Raw genomic sequence first — 24,639 nt, forward strand, 5'->3', positions numbered from 1 at the left:
CGGCGGCCCGTTCGCCACGTTCATCCACCTCACAGGAGTACCGCGATGCCATACGTCACCACGAAGGACAACGTCGAGATTTTCTACAAGGATTGGGGTCCGAAAGACGCGCAGCCCGTCATGTTCCACCACGGCTGGCCGCTGTCCAGCGACGACTGGGATGCGCAACTGCTGTTCTTCGTCCAGCACGGCTATCGCGTGATCGCGCACGACCGGCGCGGGCACGGCCGCTCGGCGCAGGTCTGGGACGGCCACGACATGGACCATTACGCGGCGGACGCGTTCGCGGTCGTCGAGGCGCTCGACCTGCGCAATGCGGTGCATGTCGGCCATTCGACGGGCGGCGGCGAAGTGGCGCGCTACGTCGCGAAGCACGGCGAGCCGGCCGGCCGCGTCGCGAAGGCCGTGCTGGTCAGCGCGGTGCCGCCGCTGATGCTGAAAACCGAATCGAACCCCGAAGGCCTGCCGCTGGAGGTGTTCGACGGCTTCCGGAAAGCGCTCGCCGACAATCGCGCGCAGTTCTTCCTCGACGTGGCGAGCGGTCCGTTCTACGGGTTCAATCGCGAAGGCGCGACCGTGCACCAGGGCGTGATCCGCAACTGGTGGCGGCAGGGGATGGAAGGCGGCGCGAAGGCGCATTACGACGGCATCAAGGCGTTTTCGGAAACGGACCAGACCGACGACCTGAAGTCGATCTCCGTCCCGACGCTCGTGCTGCATGGCGAGGACGATCAGATCGTGCCGATCGCGGATGCCGCGCTGAAGTCGATCAAGCTGCTGAAGAACGGCACGCTGAAGACGTACCCGGGCTATTCGCACGGCATGCTGACGGTCAATGCGGACGTGCTCAACGCCGATCTGCTGGCGTTCGTGCGGGCATGACGGTGGCGGCGCCGGCCCGCCGCGGCGGGCGGCGCCGCGATTGAAAACCGGCGATCCGACGCCCGTCGAACGTCCGCCACACTAACCGTTGCGCAGGAACACGACGTAGCCGCGGAACCACGGGTTCGTCGCGAGATACGGCGGCGCGTCCCAGTCGCCGCCCTGGATCACGCCGATGCGAAACGGCAGTTGCAGCCGCGCGACGCGCGGCAGGTACGCCGCGTAGTCGGGGATCGTGCGGCGGCCCTGGTAGGTCTGCACGACCACCTCGTCGACGATGCCCTTGAGCGCGTTGACCTGGTCGGTATCGATGCGGCTGCTCCAGTCGAGCAGCCCCGTGATGCTGAGCCGGCAATCGGCGGGCAAGGTCTCGCGCAGCGTGCGCAGGAACGCGAGGTAATCCTGCAGGTGGCGCGTGCCCGCATCGAAATCGATCTGGATGCCGGCGATCGTGCGGCCCGACGCACGCCAGCGCGCGAGCTGCGCGAGCATGATCTGCGTGACGCGCGGCGTCCAGCGCAGCGTATGCGCACGATAGACGAGCCACACACGCGCGTCGGGCGCGGGCGGCAGTGCGACGCCCTGCGCGATCACGCGCACCTGCGACTCGTCCCGCGGCGACGCCTCGATCTGTCCTTGCAGCACGTAGACGATGCGCGCGTCGCGCACGACCGCCTGCGGCTTCACGCCGGCCCACAGCCAGAACGCGTCGTACTGCGCGGCGTCGACGGTGCCGGCCAGCGCGACGCGCGCGGCCAGCAGCAGCGCGACGCACGCGATGTGCTTCATGCGGCCTACCAGTAGTAGCGGAGCTTCTGCGCCCACGGGCTGCCCGGATAGGCCGTCTTCAGCGTGTCGAACCAGCGCTTGCGCGTGCTCTTCGACACCTCCTTGCCGCCGCATTCGTTGGCGCCGGCCGGTGCATAGCACCTGATCGCACGGTAGAACGCGTACGCGCGATCGTTCGGGTTCGCCTGCGTATCGGCCATCACCGTCACGTAGCTCGACATCCGCTCGTACGGCTTGCCGGCGAACTGCGACGGCGCCGCGCCGAGTGTCGGCGGCACGCGCGTGGCGGCCGCGCTCGACCCGTTGCGGACCCACGCGGGCACCGGATCGATTTCGAGGCCCGACGCCGGCGGATGCACGCGCACGAAATCGGCGAGGCAGTTCAGCCCTTTCGGATCGGCCGGATTCTGCTGCAGCGTCGCGGCGACGTCGCGCGCCGAGGGGCACGTGTAGCCGTCCTCGTTTTTCGCGCCGGCGGCGATGAACGGCTTCAACGGATCGGCGGGCGTGCCCGACACCAGCGCGGTATCGGCGAGGAAGTCCGCGTAGTGCGAACGCGTGAGTTCCTTGTACAGCAGCGTATACAGCGCGGTGTCGCGCAGCGCGCCGCTCGTCGCCTGATTCTGCGCCTGCGCGCGCAACAGGTCGGCATTGGCCGCGCGCTGCAGCAGCACCGCACGGATCGCGGCGTTCTGCACGAGCGAATCGTCGGCGAACGCGTCGTTGACGAGCCCGGCCTGTTCCAGGTTGATCGCGAGCGCGAGTTCCAGCATTTCGCGCTGGAAGCGGAATTTCGCGAGCGGAATCAGGTCGCGCCACAGCTGGCGGGCCGTGTCGTTCTGGCCGCTGTCCTCCAGCGCGAACCCGCGCAGCGCCTGCTGGCTGAGGCCGAAGTAGTCGAGCGGCGCGGCGGGCGTCCGCGGCAGCAGATCGAGGGCGGCGTCCGGCTTGTGCCCGATCTGCACGTACCAGGTCGCGAGCAGGTAGTCGTACAGCGCGGGCGCGTTCGCGAAGCGCGGCTTCTGCGCCTGCAGTTCGTCGAGCGTCATCGGCTTGCGGCTCGCATCGCTGCTGTCCGACGCGCGCATGCGCAGCAGGTCGACGGTGGCGAGCACGGTCGGCGACTGGATCTGGCCGGCGTCGAATTCCGGGCCGAACAGCAGCTTGCTGTCGAGTTCGTTCGCCAGTTGCATCAGCGGCACGTTCGACGTCGCCGGCGACCAGCGCGCGAGTGCATGGCCGTACAGGTCGGCCTGCTGCGTGACGTTGCCGCCGAGCCACGCGACCCGTCGCAACAGCCCGGCCGCGGACACCGCATAGCGTCCCTTCGGATACACCTTCAGGTAGGTGCGGAACACGGTGTTCGCCGCGTCGAGCGACACCTTCGTCACGCGCGCGCGCGTCGGCGTCGGGCTGTCGTGGTCGAATACGTTGGCTTGCGCGGCGTTCAACTGCGCGCGCCCGGCCATGTAGAGGCCGGTTTCCTTCAGCCACGGGTCCGCGCTGTGCGATGCGTTCGCGAACGCGCGGGTCGCGGTGAGGAAGTCGGCGCGATAGAACGCGTTCGTGCCGTCGAGGTACGCGGCGAACTGCTGGCCGAGCGGCGACTTGACCGGCGGCTTCGCCCACGCGGCGCTCGCGGCCCCCGCGCCACAGGTTTTCTGCGCGATGTCGGCGCGCGCCGCGCGCAGGCGGGCGGCTTCGTCGGCGGGCAGGCCGCCGGCGCCGCCGAGTGCTTCGTTGAACGCGTCCGCGCCGGCGCTCATGCTGCGGCAGATGCTGCCTTCGCCGTCCGCGTACCGGTTCGACGACGCATCGGCGTCCGCCGCGCTACCGGTCTTGTCGGGCTCCTTCTGGCCGATGTAGATCCATCCGGAGAAATCCATCGGGAACGGCACGACGATCTGGTTGATCCGCTCTTTCGCCGGGATGGTCTTCGGGTCCGGGAATACCTGCGCGACCTTGGCGCTGTCGGCCATCATCAGCATCGCGTTGATGCGCGTGTCGTTGGCGGGCGTCAGCATCGGCACGTTGCCGCACGAGTATGAAGCCTGCCGGAGCGTGGTCGGCACGTAGCAGCCGTCGTCGCCGCTGGCATGGGCGGCCGGCATCCAGAGCAGGCTGGCCGCCAGCGCGGCGAACAGGTTGCGGTGCAGCGTCGGGTTTCTTCGCATTTTTCTTGTGCTGGTTAGGGGGCCGCGACGGCCGGGTCTCTCAGGGGGCGCGCTGCCCCGGCGCGTATCGTACCTCACGGCGCGTGACGGCCGGCGGGGCGCCAACCGGGCCGGGCGCGCGCGAGCGTCGCGGCCGTGCTCGCGCCTCACGCGCACACGCTGCTGGCGATGCCTCCGTCGTCCATTTCGTCGAGCGTGGCGCGCAAATCGTCGATGGCCACCATCAGCTCGCGCACTTGCCGCAACGACGGATACTGATGCAGCACGGCTTGCCATTGCGGCAGCGTCAGCAGGGCATGCCAGATGACGCCGAGGCCGTCCGGATCGGCGTCCGGCCGCCGCGCGAGCGCGCTCGCGTATTCGAGGCTCGCCTGCGCGGACAGCAACTGCATCCGGCTCGCGGCGCCCAGCAGGCGCGGCGTCGCGTCCGCGGACGCGTCGCAGCAATACAGCACTTCGCGCGGCAGCGCCGCTTCGTCGGTCGTCAATGCGTGCAGCGATGCGCCATGCACGCGCACCGTGCCCTGGTGCGTCTCGAATGCATAGACCGTGTCGGGATCCGCCTGCGCGAGCAGGTTCAGGCCGCGCAGCAGCCGCGGCAGATCGGTCGTCGCGGCATCCGCGGAGGCCTTCGCCTCGACGAGGAAGCGCACGTTCCACGCAGGCGCCGGGTCGCTGCCGCGCGCCCGTTCGAGCAGGATCGCGTCCCATTCGGTTTTCGCGCGGTCGTGCCGGCCCGGGATCGACGACGGCACGCGCATCGACGTGACCACGCGGTAGGTACGCTGCTCGTCCACCGCGTCGAGCCGGCGCGCAAATGCGTCGAGCGCCTGTGCCGCCAGCGCTTCGACGGCCGCGCCGCGCCGCTGGGACGCGGCGCCTTGCGCGACGGCCACCGTGCTGCCGACGAGCGGCCCCTGCCGGACCCACAACGCGCGGTAGCGACGGACGTCCTCGTCCGCGGCGAGCGCATCGAGCCGCAGCATGCGTTCGAGCGCGGGGCTGTCCTTGAGCCTGACGATGTCCTGCTCGAATGCCGTGTCGGTCGCCGTCTCGGGCCGCGCGAGCAGGTGCGCGAGCGCCGCGTGCAGTTCGGCCCACGACGCAGCGGCCGCGGCCGCGTGCAGGCGCGCGAGGCCGTCGCGTTGCCATGCGTGGGCGCTGCGCTCGAGCTTGGCCGGGTGCGCGATCGCATTGACGGCCGAGTGCAGCGCGCGCCGGTCCTGCTCCGCGTGCGCGGACAACGACGCGTATTCGCGCACGTTCGGCGCATCGTGGCGCAGCACCGATGCCTGAAACGACGGATCGCCGGACGACGGATCCATCGCATCGCGGATCATCCGCCCGAGCGCGTCGATGAAGCGCTGCCGCAAGTCCGCGCCGGGCGCGTGGCCGTCCGCCCGCATGCTGCGCGCTTCCTCGATCACGATCGCCAGCGCGGTGGCCGGGTTCGTCGCGTCGGTCAGCGCCGACGCGCGGTCGAGCGGCGGCAGCCGGTAACGGCGCGCGACGGTGCGCAGCGTCGCGTCGAGCAGGGCGGGAAGCGGTGTCAGCGACATGGCGGACGGGAGCGTGAAAGCGACCGAACCGTCACGCGGTCAACGTCACCGACAGGCTGCCGAGCTCGCCGAAGCGGACCGTCAGCGCATCGCCGAGCGGCACGTCGATCGCGCCCGCGTACGAGCCGGTCGTCACGATCTGGCCGGCGCGCACCGCGTCGCCGCGCGACGCGAGGAAATTGACGAGCCACACCAGCGGCTTGAGCGGATCGCCGTCCGGATGGCTGCCGTCGATCGTGCGGTTCAGCGCGCCTTCGAACGACAACGCCAGCGTCGCGAGCGGCACGTTCAGTCCATCGGGCACGACCGGGCCGACGCACAGCCCCTGGTTGAATTGCCCGTCGGCCAGCAGCTCGAACTTCGACGCGCGCGCGGGCTCCGCGTAGCGGCAGCCGAGCACCTCGAGCACGATGCGCACCTCGCGGATGGCCGCGCGCACGTCGTCTTCGTCGTACGGGTGCTCGCGCGCGGGCAGGTCGCGATCGAGCACGAATGCGATTTCCGGTTCGATCCGCACGATCGGTCCGCCGACGACGCGGTACGGTGCATCGGCTTCGCGGATCGTCGACGCGAAGATCGGCGCGAGGATCACGCGATCGGGCGGCGGCAGCGCGCATTTCCATCCGCCGACGGGTTCGCCGAGCAAATCGGCCACGCGCTGCTGGATCGCGAGCGCGGTCTCGATGTCGTCGGGACGCAGTGCATCGGGCAACAGCGGGCCGGGCGAGCCGGCATGGCGGGCGGCGACCAGATGCTGGGCGGCGCCGTCCACGCGTTCGATAGTCGTTGTCATGTCGGTTGAGCGAGTTGAAAGTGGGGCCGGCAAAAAAGGGCCGGACGAAAGTCGCATGGTTGATGATAGCGCCTTCGGCGCGATGGCTGTTCGGTCGTGTCGGGATCGACAGCGGCAACGCGAGCACGGAAGCCGGCGGAATCCGCCCGGACGCTCCGACCGACATGCGGATCGGCGGCCTGATCGACGACGTGGTTCGCACTTCCGGTTCCGCTTCGCCGCTTGTCCGGGCGACCGCGTCGTCCGGTCGCAGGCCGGACGTCTGCCGGCTTGATCGTCGTCAAGACCGGAACCCGCTGTCGGCCGATGATGGCGACATGGCCGCACGCGACAGCGCGCGCGGCAACTCACCCCAGCGAGGTTCGCATGTACGAGAAGATCATGGTGGCCGTCGACGGCAGCGCTTCGTCGAAACAGGCGCTTGCCGAGGCCGTGAAGGTGGCGCTGGCGGGCAACGCGCACGTCAGCGTCGTGTATGTGGTCGACAAGTCGGTGCTGTTCACGTATGCGGGCCGTCTCGATCCGCACGCGCTCGTCGAGGAAATCCGCGACGACGGGCGCAAGGTGCTGCGCGAAGCCGAACAGGTCATCGCGCTGGCCGGCGCGAAGGGCGACGCTGAACTGGTCGAGACCGAGAGCATCGGCGAGGACATCGCGGAGCGGCTGCAGCGCTACGTGAAGGAGCGTGGCATCGATCTCGCGGTGGTCGGCACGCACGGGCGGCGCGGCATCCGGCGCGTGCTGCTCGGCAGCGTCGCCGAGCGCTTCGTGCGCGGCTCGAAGTGCCCGGTGCTGCTGATTCGCGGCGACGACGCCGACGTGAAGGCGGCCTCGGCCGCGGCATGACGCGGTGCGCGCGATGATACGCCGCCAGTACCGCATCGTCGTCGCGGCGATCGCCGTGTTCATGTCGCTGGCCGGAATGATGGCCGTCGTGACGGGCCTGTTGTTCGATGCCGCGACGATGCTGCGCGGCGGCGCCATCGCGTTGATCGTCGGCGTGGCCGGCTTCGTCGTGATGCTGAACCCGGGGCCGAAAGGCGAGGCGTGATGCGCACGGGTCGGGTGGCGGCGCCCGTCGGGCCACGGTTTCGCGACGACCGGCGACAGCCGTTGCGCCGCCGTGATTTCGCGTGGTCGCGTGGCGTCGCCGGCGCGTTCGTGCCGTCCCGGCCGGCCTGAATCATCAGCCGCCTCAACGTTGCCGCCAACTCGGCGCTTCTGTCAAACTGGCGCCCATGAAACCGCGCCTCACTGCACAGCTTTCCCCCGATTCCACACCTGCGCCCGCAGGCTTTCCCGATGCCGACGAACTGGCCGCACTGCGCGCGTGGTACGCGGGCATGGCCGTGCGCCAGGCCGTCGAGCGCTATCTGCCCGACCGGCTCGGAGACGGGCGCTCGGCGCGCGGCGTGATCGGCGCGATTCGCCGCCGCCTCGTGCGCGTCGCGCGGCAGGTCGGCCGCCCCGATCTCGCGGAACGGCTCGGCCATCCGGACGGTGAGCGTTTGCGGCACGCGAAAGCGGCCACCGACGCGATCGGCCAGTTGCGTCATGCGCGCGCACCGGTCCCGCAGATGGGCGACGACGTCGGCCTGTGGCTGCCGGCACGCGCGGTCGTTGCGTTGCGTGCGCACGGCATCGCGACGCTCGCCGACTTGACCGTGCGGATTCCGCGCCGGCGCCAGTGGTGGCGCGCGATCGCGGGCCTCGGCATGGCCAGCGCGCGGCGCATCGAGGCATTCTTCGCCGCGCATCCGGACCTGACCGAACGGGCGCGTGCGCTGATCGCCGCGACGCCGCGCGGCAGCATCGTGCCGTGGGAGCAATTGAAACTGCCGCACGAAGTCGACGGCTCGGCCGGCACGTTCCGCGCGCCGCGCGCGACCTGCACGCTCGACGCGGACAACGATTACGCGGCCGTGCACGCGTGGCTGTCGCTGCACGAATCGGCCGCGACGCGGCGCGCGTACCGCAAGGAGGCCGAGCGGCTGATCCTATGGGCGATCGTCGAGCGCGGCCGCGCGCTGTCGTCGCTGACGACCGAGGACGCGCTCGCCTATCGCGCGTTCATCCGCCGCCCGACGCCGCACGAACGCTGGGTCGGGCCCGTGCGGCCGCGCGGCGCGCCCGACTGGCGGCCGTTCTCGGGTGCGTTGTCCGCGCGGTCGGCGGCGTACACGCTGTCGGTGCTCGGCGCGCTGTTCCGCTGGCTGATCGAGCAGCGCTACCTGCTCGCGAATCCGTTCGCGGGCGTGAAGGTGCGCGACACGCGCGGCGTGACCGCACTCGATACGTCGCACGCATTCACCGAAGGCGAGTGGCTGCTGGTCCGCACGATCGCCGACGGGCTCGAATTCGGCAAGCGCACGGCCGACGGTGCGCCGCGGTCGGGCTGGCCGCCGGCCGCCGCGCAACGGCTGCGCTTCATTCTCGATTTCGGCTATGCGACCGGGCTGCGCGCGAGCGAACTGGTCGGCGCGACGCTCGGCGACATCGAGACGGACGCGCACGGCGACGCATGGCTGAAGGTCGTCGGCAAGGGCAGCAAGGCCGCCCGCGTCGCGCTGCCGCCGCTCGCGCGCACGGCGCTCGATCGCTATCTGGTCGCGCGCCGGTTGCCGGTCACGCCGGCGCGCTGGCGGCCCGATACGCCGCTGATTCCTAGCCTCGCCGAAGACGACGCGGCCGCGATCACGAGCGTGCGGCTGTGGAAGGTGATGCAGCGCTTCTTCGCGCAGACGGCCGATGCCGTCGAAGCCGACAACCCGGCGCTCGCGCACAAGCTGCGCCAGGCGAGCCCGCACTGGATGCGGCATACGCATGCGACGCACGCGCTGGCGCGCGGTGCGGAGCTGACGACGGTGCGCGACAACCTGCGGCATGCGTCGATCTCGACGACGTCGATCTATCTGCATGGCGACGACGTGAAGCGGGCACGGCAGATGTCGAGCGCATTCGGCATCGACAAATGAGTGGAACGGCACGGCATCGACGCAGGTCAGACGAATTTTCGATTCCGGAGATCCCGATGGCATCGAGCCAGAGCACGGCCGATTTCATCGTCGAGCAGATCGCGGCGGCCGGTACGGTGTCGGCGCGCAAGATGTTCGGCGCTCGCCGGGACGATCGGCATGGCTGGCGGCGTTGATCCGGATCACCGCCGCGCAATCGCCGCTGCCGGTGAAGCGCGGCCGATGACGAACGCACCGCATGCCGCACCGCATAGCAGGCAGGCGTATTCTGTGACACATGCGCGCGACCATCGTGCGCCAGGGAGTACCAACATGGAGACATCCGGAGCTTCGCGCGGCACGCGGCTGGCGCGCCGCGCCTGGCGCGCGCTCGTCGTGACCGTGTGCGTGGGCTGGAGCGCGCTGTCGTTCGGCGCGGAGGGCGCGAACGGCGCGGCCGCGCTGCTCGAGCGCTATCGCAGCCTCGGCGCGCAACTGAAGGACAACGCGTTTCACCGGCCGGTGGTGCTCGAATCGTCGGAAGCGTCGTCTTCGCTGAAGGGCGACATCTATGCGGTCGTCGATTATCCGTTCGCGGTGGTGAACGGCCAGCTCAACGATCCCGCCCAAGGCCCCGCGAACTGGTGCGCGGTGCTGATCCTGCACCTGAACACGAAGTACTGCCGTGCGTCGAGCGGCGGCAACGGCCCGGTGCTCGACGTGAACCTCGGCCGCAAGGTCGAGCAAAAGCTGTCGGATACCTATCGCGTGCAGTTCCGCTATCGCGTGGCGGCCGCGACGCCCGATTATTTCCAGGTCGACCTGACCGCCGACAGCGGCCCGATGGGCACGAAGGATTACCGGATTGCGCTCGAAGCCGTGCCGGTCGGCGCGTCGCGCACGTTCCTGCACCTCACGTATTCGTATGGTTTCGGCACGGTCGGCCGGATGGCGATGAAGACCTACCTCGCGACGGTCGGCAGCGACAAGGTCGGGTTCACGACCGTCGGCCCCGCCTCGGCCGCGCAGCCGCAGTACATCGGCGGCGTGCGCGGGCTGCTGGAGCGCAACACGATGCGCTACTACCTTGCGATCGACACGTATCTCGCGACGCTCGACAAGCCGGTCGACCAGCGCCTCGCGCGCTGGTTCGACGCGACCGAGCAGTATCCGCAGCAACTGCATGAAGTGGAGCGGGGTGCCTATCTGCAGATGAAAGCGCAGGAGGTGCAGCGGCAGCAGACGGCGCGATGACGCCGCCTGCCGTTCGGCGTCGATCAGTTCGACGCGCCGCCGACCGTGCGAATGCTGCGCCACTGCCCCTGTTCGACACGGAACAGCGTGTACGGCGGCTTGACCAGGTCGCCGCGCTCGTCGATCGCGATCTTGCCGTGCGCAACCGATTCGACGAATACGAGCGACAGCCCCTGCCTGCGCTGTCGCGCCATCACACCCAGCGGTAAATCCTACAAGCGGTTCAGGCGGCGCCAGCGTTGCGTCCCGATATCGCGCTGACGGACCGGATTCGTCGCGCGCGCAGCGGCCGCCGTGCGGGGCGCATCGTCGTCGAGCGCGAGCGGGGACACGGACACGGACACGCTGACGAGCAGGTCGACCGCACGCGCGACTTCCGAAAACACCACCGAATGGCGCCCGCCTATCGGCAACGGCGCCCCGGCGCGCGCCGTGCCGGTGAAGCGTGGGCGGGCATCCCGGGCCGATCCGGCCGCGCGGTGCCGGCCACCCGGCCGTCCGGCCATTTCATAAGACGTACAGTTTCCCCGCGATGCGCGATTCGCGCCGAACTGTACTCTTGTTCGCGCGCTCGATGTGTGTACTCGCCGCCAACTGTTCTTCTCTTAAGATTCCATCATCAAGTGCACAGTGCTGCAGATCCAGCCGTATCGGAACCCTGCCGGCGCATCTTCAAGAGAGAGCCAGTGCGATGGAAAAGGCAAAACCGGAGGGAAAGATCAGGAATCACGGCGGCCCGGTCGGCGGGCGAAACATCTGCAATACGTGCGTATTTGACGCACACGGCGAAGCGGTGCGATGGCGCGTGCCGGCAGGAGACGCACGATGAAACTCTATGAAAAACTCGCGGACGATATCGAGCGCCTGATCCGCCAGGGCGTGTACCGGCACGGCGACCGGATTCCGTCGGTGCGCCAGGCGAGCCAGCAACACCGGATCAGCATCACGACCGTGCTGCACGCGTATCTGCTGCTGGAAAGCCGCGGGCTGCTCGAAAGCCGTCCGCAGTCCGGCTATTTCGTGAACCTGCGGCGCGACGACGGCCATGCGCCGGTGCGCGAGCTGCGGCCGTCGAAGCCGATCGCGATCTCGTCGTCGGTCGACGTGAGCCGGCTCGTGCTGTCGACGCTGCGCTCGATCGGCACGGACGACGCGGTGCCGCTGGGTTCGCCGTATCCGGACCCGAGCCTGTTTCCGTTCGAGAAGCTGAACCGCTATGCGTATGCGGCCGGCCGCGACAAGTCGCTGTGGGGCGTGACCGACGGGCTACCGCCCGGCCATCCGCGGCTGATCCGGCAGATCGCACGCCGCTACCTGGAAAACGGGATGTCGGTGGACCCGAACGAGATCATCGTGACGGTCGGCGCGACGGAGGCGATCAACCTGTGCCTGCAGGCGGTGGCGAAGCCGGGCGACACGATCGCGGTGGAATCACCGACGTTCTACGCGATGCTGCACGCGATCGAGCGGATGGGCATGAAGGCGATCGAGGTGGCCACGCATCCGGAATACGGGATCGACATCGCGGCGCTGGCCGCGATCGCGAAGTCGCAGCCGATCGCTGCGTGCATGGTGATGCCGAATTTCCAGAATCCGCTGGGCTTCCAGATGCCGGACGAGCGAAAACGCGAACTGGTTGAGTTCGCAACGAAGGCTGGCATGCCGATCATCGAGAACGGCGTGTACAACGAACTGTATTTCGGCGATACGCATCCGAGTTCGCTGAAATCCTACGACCGGACCGGGATCGTGCTGCATTGCTCGTCGTTCTCGAAGAGCCTGACGGCCGCGTACCGGATCGGCTGGGCGCTGCCGGGTCGCTATCGAGATCAGGTCGAGAAGCTAAAGTTCCTGAATACGCTGGCGACGCCGTCGTTGCCGCAACTGGCGATCGCGGAGTTTCTCGAACGCGACGGCTACGAGCATCACCTGCGGCGGATTCGCAAGGCGTATGCGCAGCAGGCGAACCTGATGCGCGCGATGGTGTCGCGATTCTTCCCGGAAGGCACGCGCATCTCGAGCCCGGCGGGCGGGTACGTGCTGTGGGTCGAACTGCCCGCGCAGGTCGATGCGATGCGACTGTATCAGCTCGCGCTGGAGCAGGGGATCACGATCGGGCCCGGCTACATGTTCTCGATCACGGACAATTACCGGAACTTCATCCGGCTGAACTACAGTAGCCCGTGGTCGCCGGAGATCGAGCAGGCGGTGATCACGGTCGGGAAGCTGGCCGCGGCATGCATGCGGTGAACGGACGCGCGCGGTACGCCGCGCTTCGATGACACAGCCGGCCTTGTGCCGGTTTTGTTGTTCCCGGCGGGCGCCGACGACCGCGGTCGTGGTCGGGGCGTCGATCGAGGCGAAGCGGCTGCATCGAAGCGCATAGCCCCGCGCGTCCCGTCATCCCCCCGTCACCGGCGGAAAGAACGCAACCTCGCTATCCTCCCGCACGACGAATTCCCCCGTCACCATTTCGAGGTTCACGGCCGCGCGTACGGGGCGGTCCATCCGCAGTGCTTCGGCGCTGCGCGCGTCACGCGCGGCTAGCGTGCCGCGCAGCGCGTCGACGGTGAGTTCGCGGGCATCGATCTCGACGGATTCCTCGTCGATTGCCAGTTGTTCGCGAATGCTTGCGAAGTATTTGATCTTCAGTTTCATCGGGATGTCTCGAGCAGGAGCGGCGGAATCGGAAAACACGAAGCGAACGCAGTCAGCCCCAGCGCCGCATCGCCTGGTCGTCACGCGCCTTCGCCTCGACCCAGCCGGATTCGCCGTCGTGCCGGATCTCCTTCTTCCAGAATGGCGCATGGGTCTTCAGGAAATCCATCAGGAATTCGCACGCATCGAACGCGGACGCGCGATGCGCGGCGGCCACCACGACCAGCACGACCGGCTGGCCGAGCGGAATGCGGCCGACGCGGTGCACGATCCTGACCGCTTCGAGCCGCCAGCGCGCGGTCGCTTCCTCGACGATGCTCCACAGCGCCTGTTCGGTCATCGTCGGATAGTGCTCGACTTCCAGTGCGACGACGTCGTCCACATCGCCTTCCTTGCGCACGACCCCGAGAAAATTCACGACCGCGCCGACATTCGGATTACGAACGATCGGCGCGAGTTCCGCGCCCGCGTCGATCGGCGCATGCTGCACGCGCACCTCGAAGCCGGCGGCAATCGCGGGCGCCGCTTCGGGGTAGGGTTCGGTCGGGTCGACGGTCGGCGCGGAGCTGCCGGCGCGCAGCTGATCGTCCGGCAGCCCGGCGCGGGATTCGGTGAAGGTGGTCATGACAGGTTCTCCAGTGGGCGGCGCATCCTGTATCGGGCGGCGGCCCGTCAGCCGCCGACGAGCGACATGCGCACGGTCGGATAGGTCTTGCCCGGCGCACGGGCCGGCCGTGCGGCCCGGCGCTCGGAATAGCGGTCGTCGCGCTGCGTCCAGCGTTCGCGCACGGCGGCGGCGAGGTCGGCGGTCGACGTCGCTTCGTCGAGCCACGGCTGCAGGTCGGTGCCTTGCGTCGCGAACAGGCACGTATAGAGCTGGCCGTCGGCCGACACGCGGGCGCGCGAGCAGGTGCCGCAAAACGGATGCGACACGCTCGCGATGAAGCCGACTTCGCCGGCGCCGTCGATGTGCGCGCAACGGATCGCGGTGGCGTCGTGCCCCGGTTCGCCGACGAGCACGAGTGGATAGTGCTCGTCGATCAGCTCGCGCATCCGCGCGGCCGGCACCACCTTGTCGCCGGACCAGAAGCTGGCGCCGCCGACGTCCATGTATTCGATGAAACGCACGGCCACGCCCGTATGCCGGAAGTGCCGCACGAGCGGCACGATCTGGTCGTCGTTCACGCCGCGCTCGATTACCGCGTTGACCTTGACCGGCGCGAGCCCGGCCGCCTGCGCGGCCTCGATGCCGGCCAACACGCGTGCGACGGGCACGTCGGCGTCGCTCATCCGGCGAAACACTGTGTCGTCGAGCGCATCGAGGCTCACGGTCACGCGCGTGAGCCCCGCGTCGCGCAACGTGCGTGCCTTCGCGGCGAGCAGCGAGCCGTTGGTCGTCAGTGCGATTTCGACGGGCTTGCCGTCGACGGTGGTCAGCGCGGCGAGCCGTTCGATCAGTGCTTCAAGGTGGCGGCGCAGCAGCGGCTCGCCGCCCGTGATGCGGATCTTCTCGACGCCGAGCGACGTGAAGGCGCGCGCGATCTTTTCCAGTTGCGCGAACGACAATCGTTCGGACGACGGCATGAACGCGTAGTCGGCGCCGAAGCTCTCGCGCGGCATGCAGTAGCCGCAGCGGAAATTGCACTGGTCGATGACGGACAGCCGCAGGTCGCGCAGCGGGCGGCCGAGCGTGTCGAACGGGCGGGGAGAAGCGCCGGGTGACGCGCCGCCGGATAAAGCGGCGGCGGCCGGCGCGGCGGAAACGATGGCATTCACGATCGGGTCGTCGGCCTGCATGAAGTAAGCGGAGGGGCGTCGCCGCCCGGCCGTGCGGGTGCCGACGTGTCGGCGCACAGGTCGTGACGAGCCTCATGGTGAGCATAGTCCGCGGCGTTTCGCCGGCAGAGACACAATCGCGCCCGAATGGCAGGAATACAGTTCGCCGCGCGGGAGGTGCTGCACGCACAGCGAATCGGGCGAAGGCGCCGCATCGGGCGGGTATTCGCCGTCGTGCTCATGCGAGCCAGCGCGCGAATTCGTAATACGGTACCGCGTCGCCGCGCGCGATGCTGCTCCCGGCCGGCAGCCGCGCGAGCCCGCTGGCCTGCACCAGCGACTGCAGCGTGCCGGCGCCTTGCTGGCGCAACGTGTCGAGCACCGGCGCGCCGTCGGCGCCCACCGTACAGCACACGCGCACGAACCGATCGCGCTGCGCATCCGGCTCGAAGCCGGTGTCGATCGGCAGCGACGGCACGGCCGGCAGGCACGTGTCGCGCCCTTGCAGGCGGCGGATCAGCGGCGCGACGAACAGCGCGAACGCCGTCATCGCGGCGCCCGGATTGCCGGGCAGCAGCACCACGGGCCGCGCATCGAGGCGTGCGAGCGCGACCGGCTTGCCGGGTTTCATGCGCACGCCGGCGACGAGGAGCGACGCGCCGAGCGCGGCCAGCGCGGGGCGCAGCAGGTCCTTGTCGCCGACCGACGCGCCGCCGACGCAGATCACGAGGTCGCACTGCGCGTGCAGGTCGCGCAGCGCCCAATCGACGGCGGCCGCGGTATCGGCCGCGTGCACGCTCATCGCGACGTCGGCGCCGGTTCCCGCCACCAGCGCGGCGAGCATCGGCGCATTGCTGTTGTAGATTTGCTGCGGCGCGCGCGGCTGGCCGCACGCGATCAATTCGTCGCCGGTCGTCAGGATCCCGACGCGCAGCGCCGCACGCACGTCGATGCGCGCGAACCCTTGCGCGGCGGCCACGCCGACGTGCATCGCGCCCATCCGCACGCCCGCCGGCACGAGCCGATCGCCGGCGCGCACTTCCTCGCCGCGGCGGCGGATGTGCGACCCGCTGCGTTGGGGCGCGTCGAACGTGACGTCGCCCGCTTGTTCGCGCGCATGCTCCTGCATCACGACGGTGTCGGCGCCGGGCGGAATCAGGCTGCCGGTGAAGAGGCGTGCGGCCGTACGCGGCGCCAGCGGCGCGGGCGTGTCGCCGGCATAGCAGCGCTGTGCGACGCGCAGCGGCTCGCCGTGTGCGAGGTCCGCATGACGCACGGCATAGCCGTCCATCGCGCTCTGGTCGGCCGGCGGCTGGTCGAGCACCGCGGTCAGCGGCGCGGCCAGCACGTGGCCGGCTGCCTGCGCGATCGGCACGGACCGGGTGCTGTCGAGCGGCGCGAACGCGCCGGCGAATTGCTGCTGCGCGGTATCGAAATCGAGCAGGTGTTTCATGACGAATGGGCCGGGTGCGCCGGTGCGGGCGCCGGTGAGTGGAAGGGCGCGGCAGCGGGCGACACGTATTCGACGAAGCCGTCGTTGCGGCAAAAGCCGAGCAGCCGCACGCCGGCTTCGCGGGCGACGTCGATCGCGAGCGACGTCGGCGCCGAGATCGTCGCGACCATCGGGATGCCGACCCGCGCGGCCTTGCGCACCAGTTCGTAGCTCGCGCGGCTCGACAGGAACACGAAGCCCGCGCTCCAGTCGGCGCGGCGGCGCGCGAGCTGCCCGATCAGCTTGTCGAGCGCGTTGTGGCGACCGACGTCCTCGAACACGTCGAGCACGGCGCCGTCGCGGTCGCACCACGCGGCCGCGTGGATGCCGCCCGTCTCGCGCATCAGCGTCTGCCGGGCCGGCAATGCACGGGCGGCGCGTGCGATCGCGTCGGCGCCGACGCCCGCGGCCGCGCCGGCGGCGGCGATGCGCGGCGGCTGCAGGTCGAGTTGCGCGATGCTTTCGATGCCGCACACGCCGCAGCCCGTGCGGCCGGCCAGCGCGCGGCGGTGCGCCTTCAGCGCCATGAACGCCTGCTGCGACACGGTCAGCCGCACTTCGGCGCTGCCGGGCCGGCATTCGCTTTCGATATCGAAGACGTCCGACGCGCGCTCGACGATGCCTTCGCTCAGCGCGAAGCCGAGGCCGAACGCGTCGAGGTCGATCGGCGTCGCCATCATGACCGTGTGCGAGATGCCGTTGAACACGAGTGCAACCGGCGTCTCGTCGACGACGCGATCGACGGTGTCGCGCGCGTCGCCGGCACGATGGCGCGTCACCCGACACGCGGTGCTGCCGGTCGGATCGTCGCGGCGGATGCAGGACTCCATGCAGGTTTCTCCAGGCGGGGCGGCCGGCGGGCCGGCCGGGCTCGGCGCTTGCGCCGAACGACGGGAATCGATGCCGCCGGGCGGGGCGCCGAAGGGCACGCGACCGCCGCGGGCTGGCGTTGCATCACATGTTAAGTGGAGCGAACAGCGCACCGCAGGCACAGCGCCGCAACGGGGAAAGCAGTACAGCTGAGCGTCCCGCCGGCACGGAAAGTGTTTTCCGTGCACACATCTTTGGCGGAGCGGGCATCACAGTTTCAGCGCACGTCCGAATGATTGCGAGTATCGTTGCAAACGCGATATCGTCATTCACGCTTCGATGCCGTGCGAGCGACCGGTTGCGTTCGCATGTGTCGCCGCCAAGCCGTCGCGCGATTTCCTGCTTCGAGCGTACGTCCTCACAAACCACGAGCAAATTACGGTCATGGAAATCTTCGATGCGTTCCATCTCGCCCGATTGCAATTCGCATTCACGGTGTCGTTCCACATCGTGTTCCCCGCGATCAGCATCGGCATGGCGAGCTTTCTGGCAGTGCTGGAATGGCGCTATCTCGTCACCGGCGACGCCGCCTACAAATCCATGTTTCAGTTCTGGTCGAAGATCTTCGCGATCGGCTTCGGGATGGGCGTGGTCTCCGGCGTCGTGATGGCGTACGAGTTCGGCACCAACTGGTCCGGGTTCTCGCGCGTCGCGGGCAACATCACGGGGCCGCTGCTCACGTACGAAGTGCTGACGGCGTTCTTCCTCGAAGCCGGCTTCCTCGGCGTGATGCTGTTCGGCTGGCAGCGCGTCAGCCCGCGCGCGCACTTCTTCGCGACGCTGATGGTCGCGGTCGGCACGCTGATCTCGACGTTCTGGATTCTCGCGTCGAACAGCTTCATGCAGACGCCGCAAGGCTACAAGATCGAAAACGGCCTCGTCGTGCCGGTCGACTGGTTCAAGGTGATCTTCAACCCGTCGTTTCCGTACCGTCTCGCGCACATGACGATCGCCGCGTTCATCGTCGCGGGCTTCATCGTCGCCGCGTGCGGCGCGTGGCACCTGCTGAAGGGCCGCCGCGACGAGCCGGTGAAGCGCAGCTTCTCGATGGCGCTGTGGATGCTGCTGGTGCTCGCGCCGATCCAGATCTTCGTCGGCGACGCGCACGGGCTGAACACGCGCGAATACCAGCCGGCGAAGATCGCGGCGATCGAGGGGCTGTGGGAAACCGAGAAGGGCGGCACCGCGCTGAACCTCGTCGGGCTGCCCGACATGCAGGCCGAAACCACGCGCTATGCGATCCAGGTGCCGCACCTCGGCAGCCTGATCCTCACGCACAGCTGGGACGGCGAGATCCGCGGGCTGAAGGAATTCGCGCCGCAGGATCGCCCGTATTCTCCGATCATCTTCTGGACGTTCCGGATCATGGCCGGCCTGGGGATGCTGATGCTGCTGACCGCGCTGCTCGGGCTGCTGCTGAGAAAGGGCGGGCGCCTGTACGAGACGCGCTGGTTCCAGTGGCTCGTCGTGTGCATGGGGCCGTCGGGCATCGTCGCGCTGCTGGCCGGCTGGATCACGACCGAGGTCGGGCGCCAGCCGTGGACCGTGTACGGCGTGCTGCGTACCATCGATTCGGTCGCGCCGCTCACCGCGCAGCAGGTCGGCGTATCGCTGCTGATCTTCGTGGTCGTGTACTTCCTGGTATTCGGAACGGGTATCTACTACATGATGAAACTGATGAAGCGCGGGCCGGCCGCCCAGGCCGGGTACATCGAGCTGCACCGGCATCCGGGGCTGCGCAAGAGCGCGCTGTCCACGCCGCTGAACGTCACCGAGGCGGAGTAACCATGCACATCGATCTTCCTGTCGTCTGGGCCGCGATCATCGGCCTCGGCGTGTTCATCTACGTGATGCTGGACGGTTTCGACCTCGGCATCGGGCTGCTGTTTCCGTTTTTCGATGCGAAGGCCGAGCGCCAGGTGATGCTCGACACCGTCGCGCCGGTGTGGGACGGCAACGAGACGTTCCTCGTGCTCGGCGGCGCGGGCCTCTATGGCGCGTTTCCGGTCGTGTATTCGACGCTGCTGCCGGCCAACTACCTGCCGCTGGTGCTGATGCTGGTCGGGCTGATCTTCCGCGGCGCGGCGTTCGAGCTGCGCGCGAAAGCCACCCGCACGCAGCACATGTGGGATCTCGCGTTCATCGGCGGCTCGGCGCTCGCCGCGTTCTGCCAGGGGATCGTGCTCGGTTCGCTGCTGCAGGGCATCAAGATCGAGAACAACCATTTCGTGGGCGGGCCGTTCGACTGGCTGTCGCCGTTCAGCATGCTGTGCGGGATCGGCGTGCTCGTCACCTATGCGACGCTCGGCTGCGGCTGGCTGATCCTGAAGGTCGACGGCGAACTGCAGCGCAAGATGCGGTTGCTGATGAAGCCGCTCACGGGCGTGCTGCTCGCGGTGATGGGCGTCGTGAGCCTGTGGACCGTGATCGGGCTGCCGGCCGTCGCGCACCGCTGGTTCGGCAGCGGCAACCTCGGCTGGTTCCTGCCGGTTCCGGTCCTCGTCGTCGCATGCGTGTGGGGCATCTTCCACGCGGTGAAGCGTGCGCACGAGGCCACGCCGTTCCTGCTGACGCTCGCGCTCGTGTTCCTCGGCTACACGGGGCTCGTGATCAGCATCTGGCCGAACATCGTGCCGCCGTCGCTGACGATCTGGGACGCGTCGTCGAGCCATTCGAGCCAGTTGTTCGCGCTGGTCGGCACCGTGATCGTGCTGCCGATCATCCTCGTGTACAACGCGATGCAGTATCGCGTGTTCCGCGGCAAGGTGCGCGAGGGCGACATCGGCTATCACTGAGCGGCACGCGAGGTGACAGGGCGCGGCGCTCGCGTATCATCACGCGCGGCGCGGCGCCCGGCACGGTGCCCGACGGAAAGCGGCCCGCCACGCGCGGGCCGTTGCGCATCGGGTGCGGGCGCAACGGGTTGCGTTGCGCATTCCTTTGGCAGTCGAGAAAACATCATGATCGTCAGACCACGACAGAACTGGCTCAGGATGCTGTTCGTATGGAACGGCTCCGTGCTGCAATCGATCATTCCGCAGCTCGTGTTCATGGCGATCGTCAGCACGCTGGCGGTCTTCACGAACGGGCGCATCTTCGGCGAGAAGATTCCGCTCAACACCGCGCCGTTCACGCTGTTCGGGCTCGCGCTCGCGATCTTCCTCGGGTTTCGCAACAACGCGAGCTTCGAGCGCTTCAAGGAAGCGCGGCATCTGTGGGGCAACCTGCTGATCGCTGCACGCGCCGTGACGTCGCAACTGCATCGCTACCTGCCCGACAGCGTGAGCGACGCCGAGCGCAACCGGCTCGCCGATCTGCTGATCGCGCTCGCGTATGCGTTGAAGCATCAGTTGCGTCATACCGATCCGACCGCGGATCTGCAGCGCATTCTCGGGGCGGAACGCGCGGCGGCGCTTGGCGGCAAATGCTACAAGCCGGTCGCGATCCTCGACGAACTGCGCGGCGGCATCGTCCGTGCGCTGGGCCGCGCGCCGGGCAGCGACACGGCCTGCTGGATGTTCGAAACGCAACTCGACGAGCTCGGCAAGTCGATCGGTGGTTGCGAGCGCATCCTGTCGACGCCGATCCCGTTTTCGTACAGCGTGCTGCTCCATCGCACCGTGTATGCATATTGCGTGCTGCTGCCGTTCGGGCTCGTCGATTCGACGGAGTTCTTTACGCCGCTGATCTGCGTGTTCATCTCGTACACGCTGATCGCGCTCGAAGCGATCGCGAACGAAGTGGCCGAGCCGTTCGGGCTCGCGCCGAATGCGCTCGCGCTCGATGCGATCACGCGCACGATCGAGCGGTCGGTGCTCGAACTCGGCGATCGGCCGATGCCGGAGGAGTTCGTGCCGGCGTCGACGTATCAGATCACGTAGGCGGCGCGGTCGGTAGTGTAGTCGTCGGTAAGGTTGATCGGCCGGACCGGGAAGGGTTGTGTAGACTCGGGCTCGTTCAATGGAGCCCATACCATGCAACTTCTCGATCACGTGTCGATCAGTGTTCCGGACATCGACCTGGCACGCCCCTTCTACGATGCCGTCATGGCTGCGCTGGGCGCGACCAAGGTCTATGACCGGCCCAACGCGCTCGGCTATGGCGAACGTTGTAGCGCGAATGACCCGGAGTCGACTTTTCTGGCGGTGTATCTGGACCCCGCCGAAATCGGGGCGAGCAAGCGGCATTGGTGTTTCAAGGCTGCTTCCCGCGAGCAGGTGCATGCGTTCTTCGACGCAGGGCTCGCGACGGGCGGCCAGTCCGACGGCGCCCCGGGCTTGCGGCCGCAGTACCACGGCGACTACTACGCGGCTTTCCTGGTCGATCCGGCCGGCAACCGGATCGAGGCCGTGTGTCATGCGGCGGGGGCGGGGCGCGAGCGGTCGTGACGGTGGTGAGGCCCCGCGGCCGCTAGTTTTCGACTGCGTCGGAGCCCCGCGTCCCGAGCGATATCGCTTTACTCGGCATGCCGACGGTCAACGCATGCCGCCGGAACGTATCAGTCGAAATACGTCAACCCCATCGCACCCTTCACCTCCGCGAGCGTCGCGCCTGCCACTTCCCGTGCATGCAGCGTGCCGCGCTTCAGGATCGCCATCACTTCGGCCTTGTCGGCCTCGAATTCGCGACGGCGCGCGCGGATCGGCTCGATCAGCGCCTGCAGCCGCTCGTTGAGCACGCGCTTGACCACGCTATCGCCGAGGCCGCCGCGGCGATAGTGGGCCTTCAGTTCGTCGACCTTCGCGACGTCGGGCTCGAACGCATCGAGGAACGTGAACACGACGTTACCCTCGACCTGGCCCGGGTCGCTCACGCGCAGGTGGTTGGGGTCCGTGTACATGTCCTTCACGGCTTGCGCGATCTCGTCCGGCGTCGAGCCGAGCGTGATCGCGTTGCCGAGCGACTTGCTCATCTTCGCCTTGCCGTCGATGCCCGGCAGCCGCGTGACCGACGACAGCACGGCCTCGCATTCGACCAGCACCGGCTGCTCGACGGTCGCGTTGAAGCGGCGCACGAGTTCGTTGGTTTGCTCGATCATCGGCAGTTGATCGTCGCCGACCGGCACGTGGGTCGCCTTGAACGCGGTGATGTCGGCCGCCTGGCTCACCGGATAGGTGAGGAAGCCGGCCGGGATGTCGCGCTCGAACCCGCGCAGGCGGATTTCTTCCTTGATGGTCGGATTGCGTTCGAGGCGCGCGACCGTGACGAGATTGAGCAGGTATTGCGACAGCTCGGCGAGTTCGGGCACCTGCGATTGCACGACGATCGTCGAGATCGCCGGATCGATGCCGACGGCGAGGTAGTCGAGCGCGACCTCGACCACGTTCTCGGTGACGCGCTGGCGGCGGCCCATGTTGTCGGTCAGCGCCTGCGTGTCGGCGAGCAGCAGGAATTGCCGCGCTTCGTGCTGCATCTGCACGCGTGCGCGCAGCGAGCCGATGTAGTGGCCGAGATGCAGCGGGCCGGTCGTGCGGTCGCCGGTGAGAATGGTAGGGCGGGCGGGGTGAGTCATGGTCGTCGTTGGCTCCGGGTTGTCGAGGCCGCCAGCCATGATGTCGGCGCAGAAACGCGAATGCCGCCATCGCTGGCGGCATCACGTTTGGGACATGCAAAAGGAAACGGGCCGCCTGGGTCAGGCGCGCCACCAGCAATGCACGATCGGCGAGGCGGGTCGGGTTTCCATCGCGGCAGTATAGCGTAGTGCGTCGGGGGACGTGCGCGTCAGCGGATCACCGACTCCATCGCGAGGTAGGCGGTTTCGGCGGACGGCCACAGCAGATACAGCAGGCCGGCCATCAGCAGCCACGCGCCGGCGCGTACGAGCGGCGTGCGGTCCTTGTCGCGTGGGGAATGGATGGGCTGCTTCGATTTCTTCATGCTTGCAGGCGCGAGGTGCGCCACTCCAACGTTACTGCAACGGGTCGCGCGGGGCGAGGCCGGGGTGTTGCGGGAAAATGGGGCTCAATCTGGCTTCCCGTGCGGCGGGGCACGCGCGGGCATTTAAAGGGAACGATCATGTGTTCCGCGAACGCATCGTTTCGTGCGAAGCGGTGCGCATGCTACCAGTTCGGGGCGGTGCGCACAGTCAGGAATTGTAGGGCAATGGCGCGAATGGATCGCGTCGCGTTCGGTCGGCGAGCCAAGCCGAGGCCGCGGTATTTCTCGGTCGGGTGCGACTGCCGGGGGCCAATGATATCACCCGGAAAAAACCGGATGGACCCGCTGGTCGCGCGCGTGGGCACCATAATGAGCGGGCGATAATGGGTTCGCTTTTCTTGCGTGGGTATTCGAAATCGTGCGAAATCAATTACGTCCGACTGCTGCCAACCGTATTGGCTTCATGCAATTGGTTTCTGTTTTCCTGTTCTTCGCGTGTACAGCCTGTTCGAGGAACGATGTTCCCCCTCGGAATATGTCGCTGGCTGCCTTCAATCCGCATCGCGGGGCATTTGCGTGCAAGCACGAATCTTCCGGCGCGCCGCCTGTCGAGCCAGAGGCCGATCGCTGGAATCAGCAAGCAATGGCGCTGACCAGTTCGCTGTTGTGGCCGAACCAGCGCGATTACAAGGGCGCTGTCGACTTGTGGACGAAGGCGGCCGAGCGCAAGCACTGGAAAGCGATGTTGAATCTGGCGAATGCCTACGCTCAGGGGCAGGGCGTGGAACGTGATGCGGAACATGCCGTTCAGATCACCGAACAGGCGATGAAACTCGGCATTCCGGCAGCCTACGACCTGATGGGCACGTACCACATGAACGGGATGGGCGTTAGGCAGGATGCCAGCCGCGCCTATGCATTCTGGCAACTGGCCGCCGATATGGGCAGCCCGAGTGCGATGGCGTATCTGGGCGGCAAGATGGACGCGCTCCATGACGACCCGAAGGCGGGCTTCTGGGGGAACCGCAAGATCGCACTCCAGATGCTCGAATGTGCGGTTGCGCAGGGTAACGGACTTGCCGCATATGAATTGGGAACGACGATTGCCGGCGATCGAGCCGAGTTGAGCGAGAACAACGAATGTGCACTCCAGACGCTGCATACGGGTGTGAAATTCGGTAATGCCGAGAGTGCGGGGTGGTTGAGTGCGTCGTTTGGCAAGGGGGACGCTCTGGTCGGCCATGTCAAGGATGAAGCCCGCGCCGAGCGCTACAGTGTCCTTGCCGATCGCCTCGAGCGCGACCCCGACCTGCGTCTGCCGAATCTGGACAAGGTCGTGCCGCTGCCGCCCGCCAAGCTGCCCAGGTGGGACGGCAAGAAGGAGACGTTGATCGACGCGGCGAAGGCGGAGACGTCCGCGCCGGTGTCGCCGGTCGAGCCTATCCGAACCTTTGTGTGTGAGGCATAAACTGATGGCCAAGGAGCCACGTTATGCCACGCAAACGTAAGGAAGAAGCGACCGTAGAACCGGGCAAGGGCTTGAACCTGGACCCGGAACTGA

The 24,639-nt window shown here is 68.1% G+C and carries 24 protein-coding genes; 11 read left to right on the top strand and 13 right to left on the bottom strand.

Annotated features, from left to right (window positions below; translation table 11 throughout):
* Nucleotides 1-45: 45 nt before the first annotated feature.
* Nucleotides 46-882, top strand: a complete 837-nt coding sequence (locus LGM42_RS30085) for an alpha/beta fold hydrolase (protein ID WP_059640728.1) — start codon at nt 46-48, stop codon at nt 880-882.
* Between the two features lie 81 nt (nt 883-963).
* Here the strand turns inward: LGM42_RS30085 and LGM42_RS30090 are convergent, their stop codons facing one another.
* From LGM42_RS30090 to LGM42_RS30105, 4 genes are all read right to left on the bottom strand, one after another.
* Complete coding sequence (locus tag LGM42_RS30090; RefSeq protein ID WP_226234166.1) at nt 964-1,671, bottom strand: DUF3142 domain-containing protein; 708 nt, start codon at nt 1,669-1,671, stop codon at nt 964-966.
* A 5-nt stretch (nt 1,672-1,676) separates the two neighbouring features.
* Nucleotides 1,677-3,845 (bottom strand): hypothetical protein, encoded by a 2,169-nt coding sequence (locus LGM42_RS30095; RefSeq protein WP_226234167.1) that lies wholly within the window; start codon nt 3,843-3,845, stop codon nt 1,677-1,679.
* A 146-nt stretch (nt 3,846-3,991) separates the two neighbouring features.
* Nucleotides 3,992-5,404: a 3-deoxy-D-arabino-heptulosonate 7-phosphate synthase gene (locus tag LGM42_RS30100; protein WP_226234168.1), complete on the bottom strand. Its 1,413-nt coding sequence runs from the start codon at nt 5,402-5,404 to the stop codon at nt 3,992-3,994.
* A gap of 31 nt (nt 5,405-5,435) precedes the next feature.
* A complete protein-coding gene (locus LGM42_RS30105; protein WP_060967372.1) occupies nt 5,436-6,197 on the bottom strand; it encodes a 2-keto-4-pentenoate hydratase in 762 nt (253 codons plus the stop codon).
* Nucleotides 6,198-6,563: 366 nt separating this feature from the next.
* Here LGM42_RS30105 and LGM42_RS30110 point away from each other — a divergent pair, with 366 nt between their 5' ends.
* The 4 genes from LGM42_RS30110 (at nt 6,564) to LGM42_RS30125 (ending at nt 10,405) form a co-directional block, all read left to right on the top strand.
* Nucleotides 6,564-7,043: a universal stress protein gene (locus LGM42_RS30110; protein WP_226234169.1), complete on the top strand. Its 480-nt coding sequence runs from the start codon at nt 6,564-6,566 to the stop codon at nt 7,041-7,043.
* A gap of 13 nt (nt 7,044-7,056) precedes the next feature.
* Nucleotides 7,057-7,248, top strand: a complete 192-nt coding sequence (locus LGM42_RS30115) for a DUF2964 family protein (RefSeq protein WP_226234170.1) — start codon at nt 7,057-7,059, stop codon at nt 7,246-7,248.
* Nucleotides 7,249-7,435: 187 nt separating this feature from the next.
* Complete coding sequence (locus LGM42_RS30120; RefSeq protein WP_226234171.1) at nt 7,436-9,172, top strand: site-specific integrase; 1,737 nt, start codon at nt 7,436-7,438, stop codon at nt 9,170-9,172.
* Between the two features lie 312 nt (nt 9,173-9,484).
* Nucleotides 9,485-10,405: a hypothetical protein gene (locus LGM42_RS30125; RefSeq protein ID WP_226234172.1), complete on the top strand. Its 921-nt coding sequence runs from the start codon at nt 9,485-9,487 to the stop codon at nt 10,403-10,405.
* Nucleotides 10,406-10,428: 23 nt separating this feature from the next.
* On the opposite strand, the gene LGM42_RS30130 is transcribed toward LGM42_RS30125, so the two are convergent.
* Nucleotides 10,429-10,602, bottom strand: a complete 174-nt coding sequence (locus tag LGM42_RS30130) for a hypothetical protein (protein WP_196493553.1) — start codon at nt 10,600-10,602, stop codon at nt 10,429-10,431.
* 15 nt (nt 10,603-10,617) lie between these two features.
* Nucleotides 10,618-10,794: a hypothetical protein gene (locus LGM42_RS30135; RefSeq protein WP_196493549.1), complete on the bottom strand. Its 177-nt coding sequence runs from the start codon at nt 10,792-10,794 to the stop codon at nt 10,618-10,620.
* Between the two features lie 436 nt (nt 10,795-11,230).
* Here LGM42_RS30135 and LGM42_RS30140 point away from each other — a divergent pair, with 436 nt between their 5' ends.
* Nucleotides 11,231-12,655, top strand: coding sequence for a PLP-dependent aminotransferase family protein (locus LGM42_RS30140; protein WP_099318398.1), 1,425 nt, complete (start codon nt 11,231-11,233; stop codon nt 12,653-12,655).
* Nucleotides 12,656-12,805: 150 nt separating this feature from the next.
* Here LGM42_RS30140 and moaD read toward each other — a convergent pair whose 3' ends face one another.
* The 5 genes from moaD to fdhD form a co-directional block, all read right to left on the bottom strand.
* Nucleotides 12,806-13,063, bottom strand: a complete 258-nt coding sequence (moaD, locus tag LGM42_RS30145; protein WP_099318399.1) for a molybdopterin converting factor subunit 1 — start codon at nt 13,061-13,063, stop codon at nt 12,806-12,808.
* 52 nt (nt 13,064-13,115) lie between these two features.
* Entirely contained in the window at nt 13,116-13,688 is a 573-nt protein-coding gene (locus tag LGM42_RS30150) for a molybdenum cofactor biosynthesis protein MoaE (RefSeq protein WP_226234173.1), read from the bottom strand.
* A 47-nt stretch (nt 13,689-13,735) separates the two neighbouring features.
* Nucleotides 13,736-14,860 carry a GTP 3',8-cyclase MoaA gene (moaA, locus tag LGM42_RS30155; protein WP_226234174.1) on the bottom strand — a complete coding sequence of 375 codons (1,125 nt, stop codon included), beginning with the start codon at nt 14,858-14,860 and terminating at the stop codon, nt 13,736-13,738.
* A 217-nt stretch (nt 14,861-15,077) separates the two neighbouring features.
* Nucleotides 15,078-16,292 carry a gephyrin-like molybdotransferase Glp gene (gene glp / locus LGM42_RS30160; RefSeq protein WP_226234175.1) on the bottom strand — a complete coding sequence of 405 codons (1,215 nt, stop codon included), beginning with the start codon at nt 16,290-16,292 and terminating at the stop codon, nt 15,078-15,080.
* Complete coding sequence (fdhD, locus tag LGM42_RS30165; protein WP_226234176.1) at nt 16,289-17,161, bottom strand: formate dehydrogenase accessory sulfurtransferase FdhD; 873 nt, start codon at nt 17,159-17,161, stop codon at nt 16,289-16,291. The genes glp and fdhD overlap by 4 nt, the downstream gene beginning before the upstream one ends.
* Before the next feature lie 424 nt (nt 17,162-17,585).
* Between fdhD and LGM42_RS30170 the strand changes: the two genes are divergently transcribed.
* From LGM42_RS30170 to LGM42_RS30185, 4 genes are all read left to right on the top strand, one after another.
* Entirely contained in the window at nt 17,586-18,986 is a 1,401-nt protein-coding gene (locus LGM42_RS30170) for a cytochrome ubiquinol oxidase subunit I (RefSeq protein ID WP_059574934.1), read from the top strand.
* Nucleotides 18,987-18,988: 2 nt separating this feature from the next.
* Complete coding sequence (cydB, locus tag LGM42_RS30175; RefSeq protein ID WP_059574936.1) at nt 18,989-19,996, top strand: cytochrome d ubiquinol oxidase subunit II; 1,008 nt, start codon at nt 18,989-18,991, stop codon at nt 19,994-19,996.
* 165 nt (nt 19,997-20,161) lie between these two features.
* Nucleotides 20,162-21,082, top strand: coding sequence for a bestrophin family protein (locus LGM42_RS30180; RefSeq protein ID WP_104013371.1), 921 nt, complete (start codon nt 20,162-20,164; stop codon nt 21,080-21,082).
* A gap of 93 nt (nt 21,083-21,175) precedes the next feature.
* Nucleotides 21,176-21,589 carry a VOC family protein gene (locus LGM42_RS30185; protein ID WP_226234177.1) on the top strand — a complete coding sequence of 138 codons (414 nt, stop codon included), beginning with the start codon at nt 21,176-21,178 and terminating at the stop codon, nt 21,587-21,589.
* Nucleotides 21,590-21,699: 110 nt separating this feature from the next.
* Here the strand turns inward: LGM42_RS30185 and trpS are convergent, their stop codons facing one another.
* Both trpS and LGM42_RS30195 read right to left on the bottom strand, forming a co-directional pair.
* On the bottom strand, nt 21,700-22,713 hold the full coding sequence (trpS, locus tag LGM42_RS30190) for a tryptophan--tRNA ligase (RefSeq protein WP_060310548.1): 1,014 nt from the start codon (nt 22,711-22,713) through the stop codon (nt 21,700-21,702).
* Between the two features lie 209 nt (nt 22,714-22,922).
* On the bottom strand, nt 22,923-23,078 hold the full coding sequence (locus LGM42_RS30195; protein WP_167351636.1) for a hypothetical protein: 156 nt from the start codon (nt 23,076-23,078) through the stop codon (nt 22,923-22,925).
* Between the two features lie 463 nt (nt 23,079-23,541).
* Here LGM42_RS30195 and LGM42_RS30200 point away from each other — a divergent pair, with 463 nt between their 5' ends.
* Entirely contained in the window at nt 23,542-24,546 is a 1,005-nt protein-coding gene (locus LGM42_RS30200) for a DUF6396 domain-containing protein (RefSeq protein WP_226234178.1), read from the top strand.
* Nucleotides 24,547-24,639: the final 93 nt, after the last annotated feature.

It is taken from the genome of Burkholderia sp. AU39826 (genome assembly GCF_020419965.1).
Classification (GTDB): domain Bacteria; phylum Pseudomonadota; class Gammaproteobacteria; order Burkholderiales; family Burkholderiaceae; genus Burkholderia; species Burkholderia semiarida.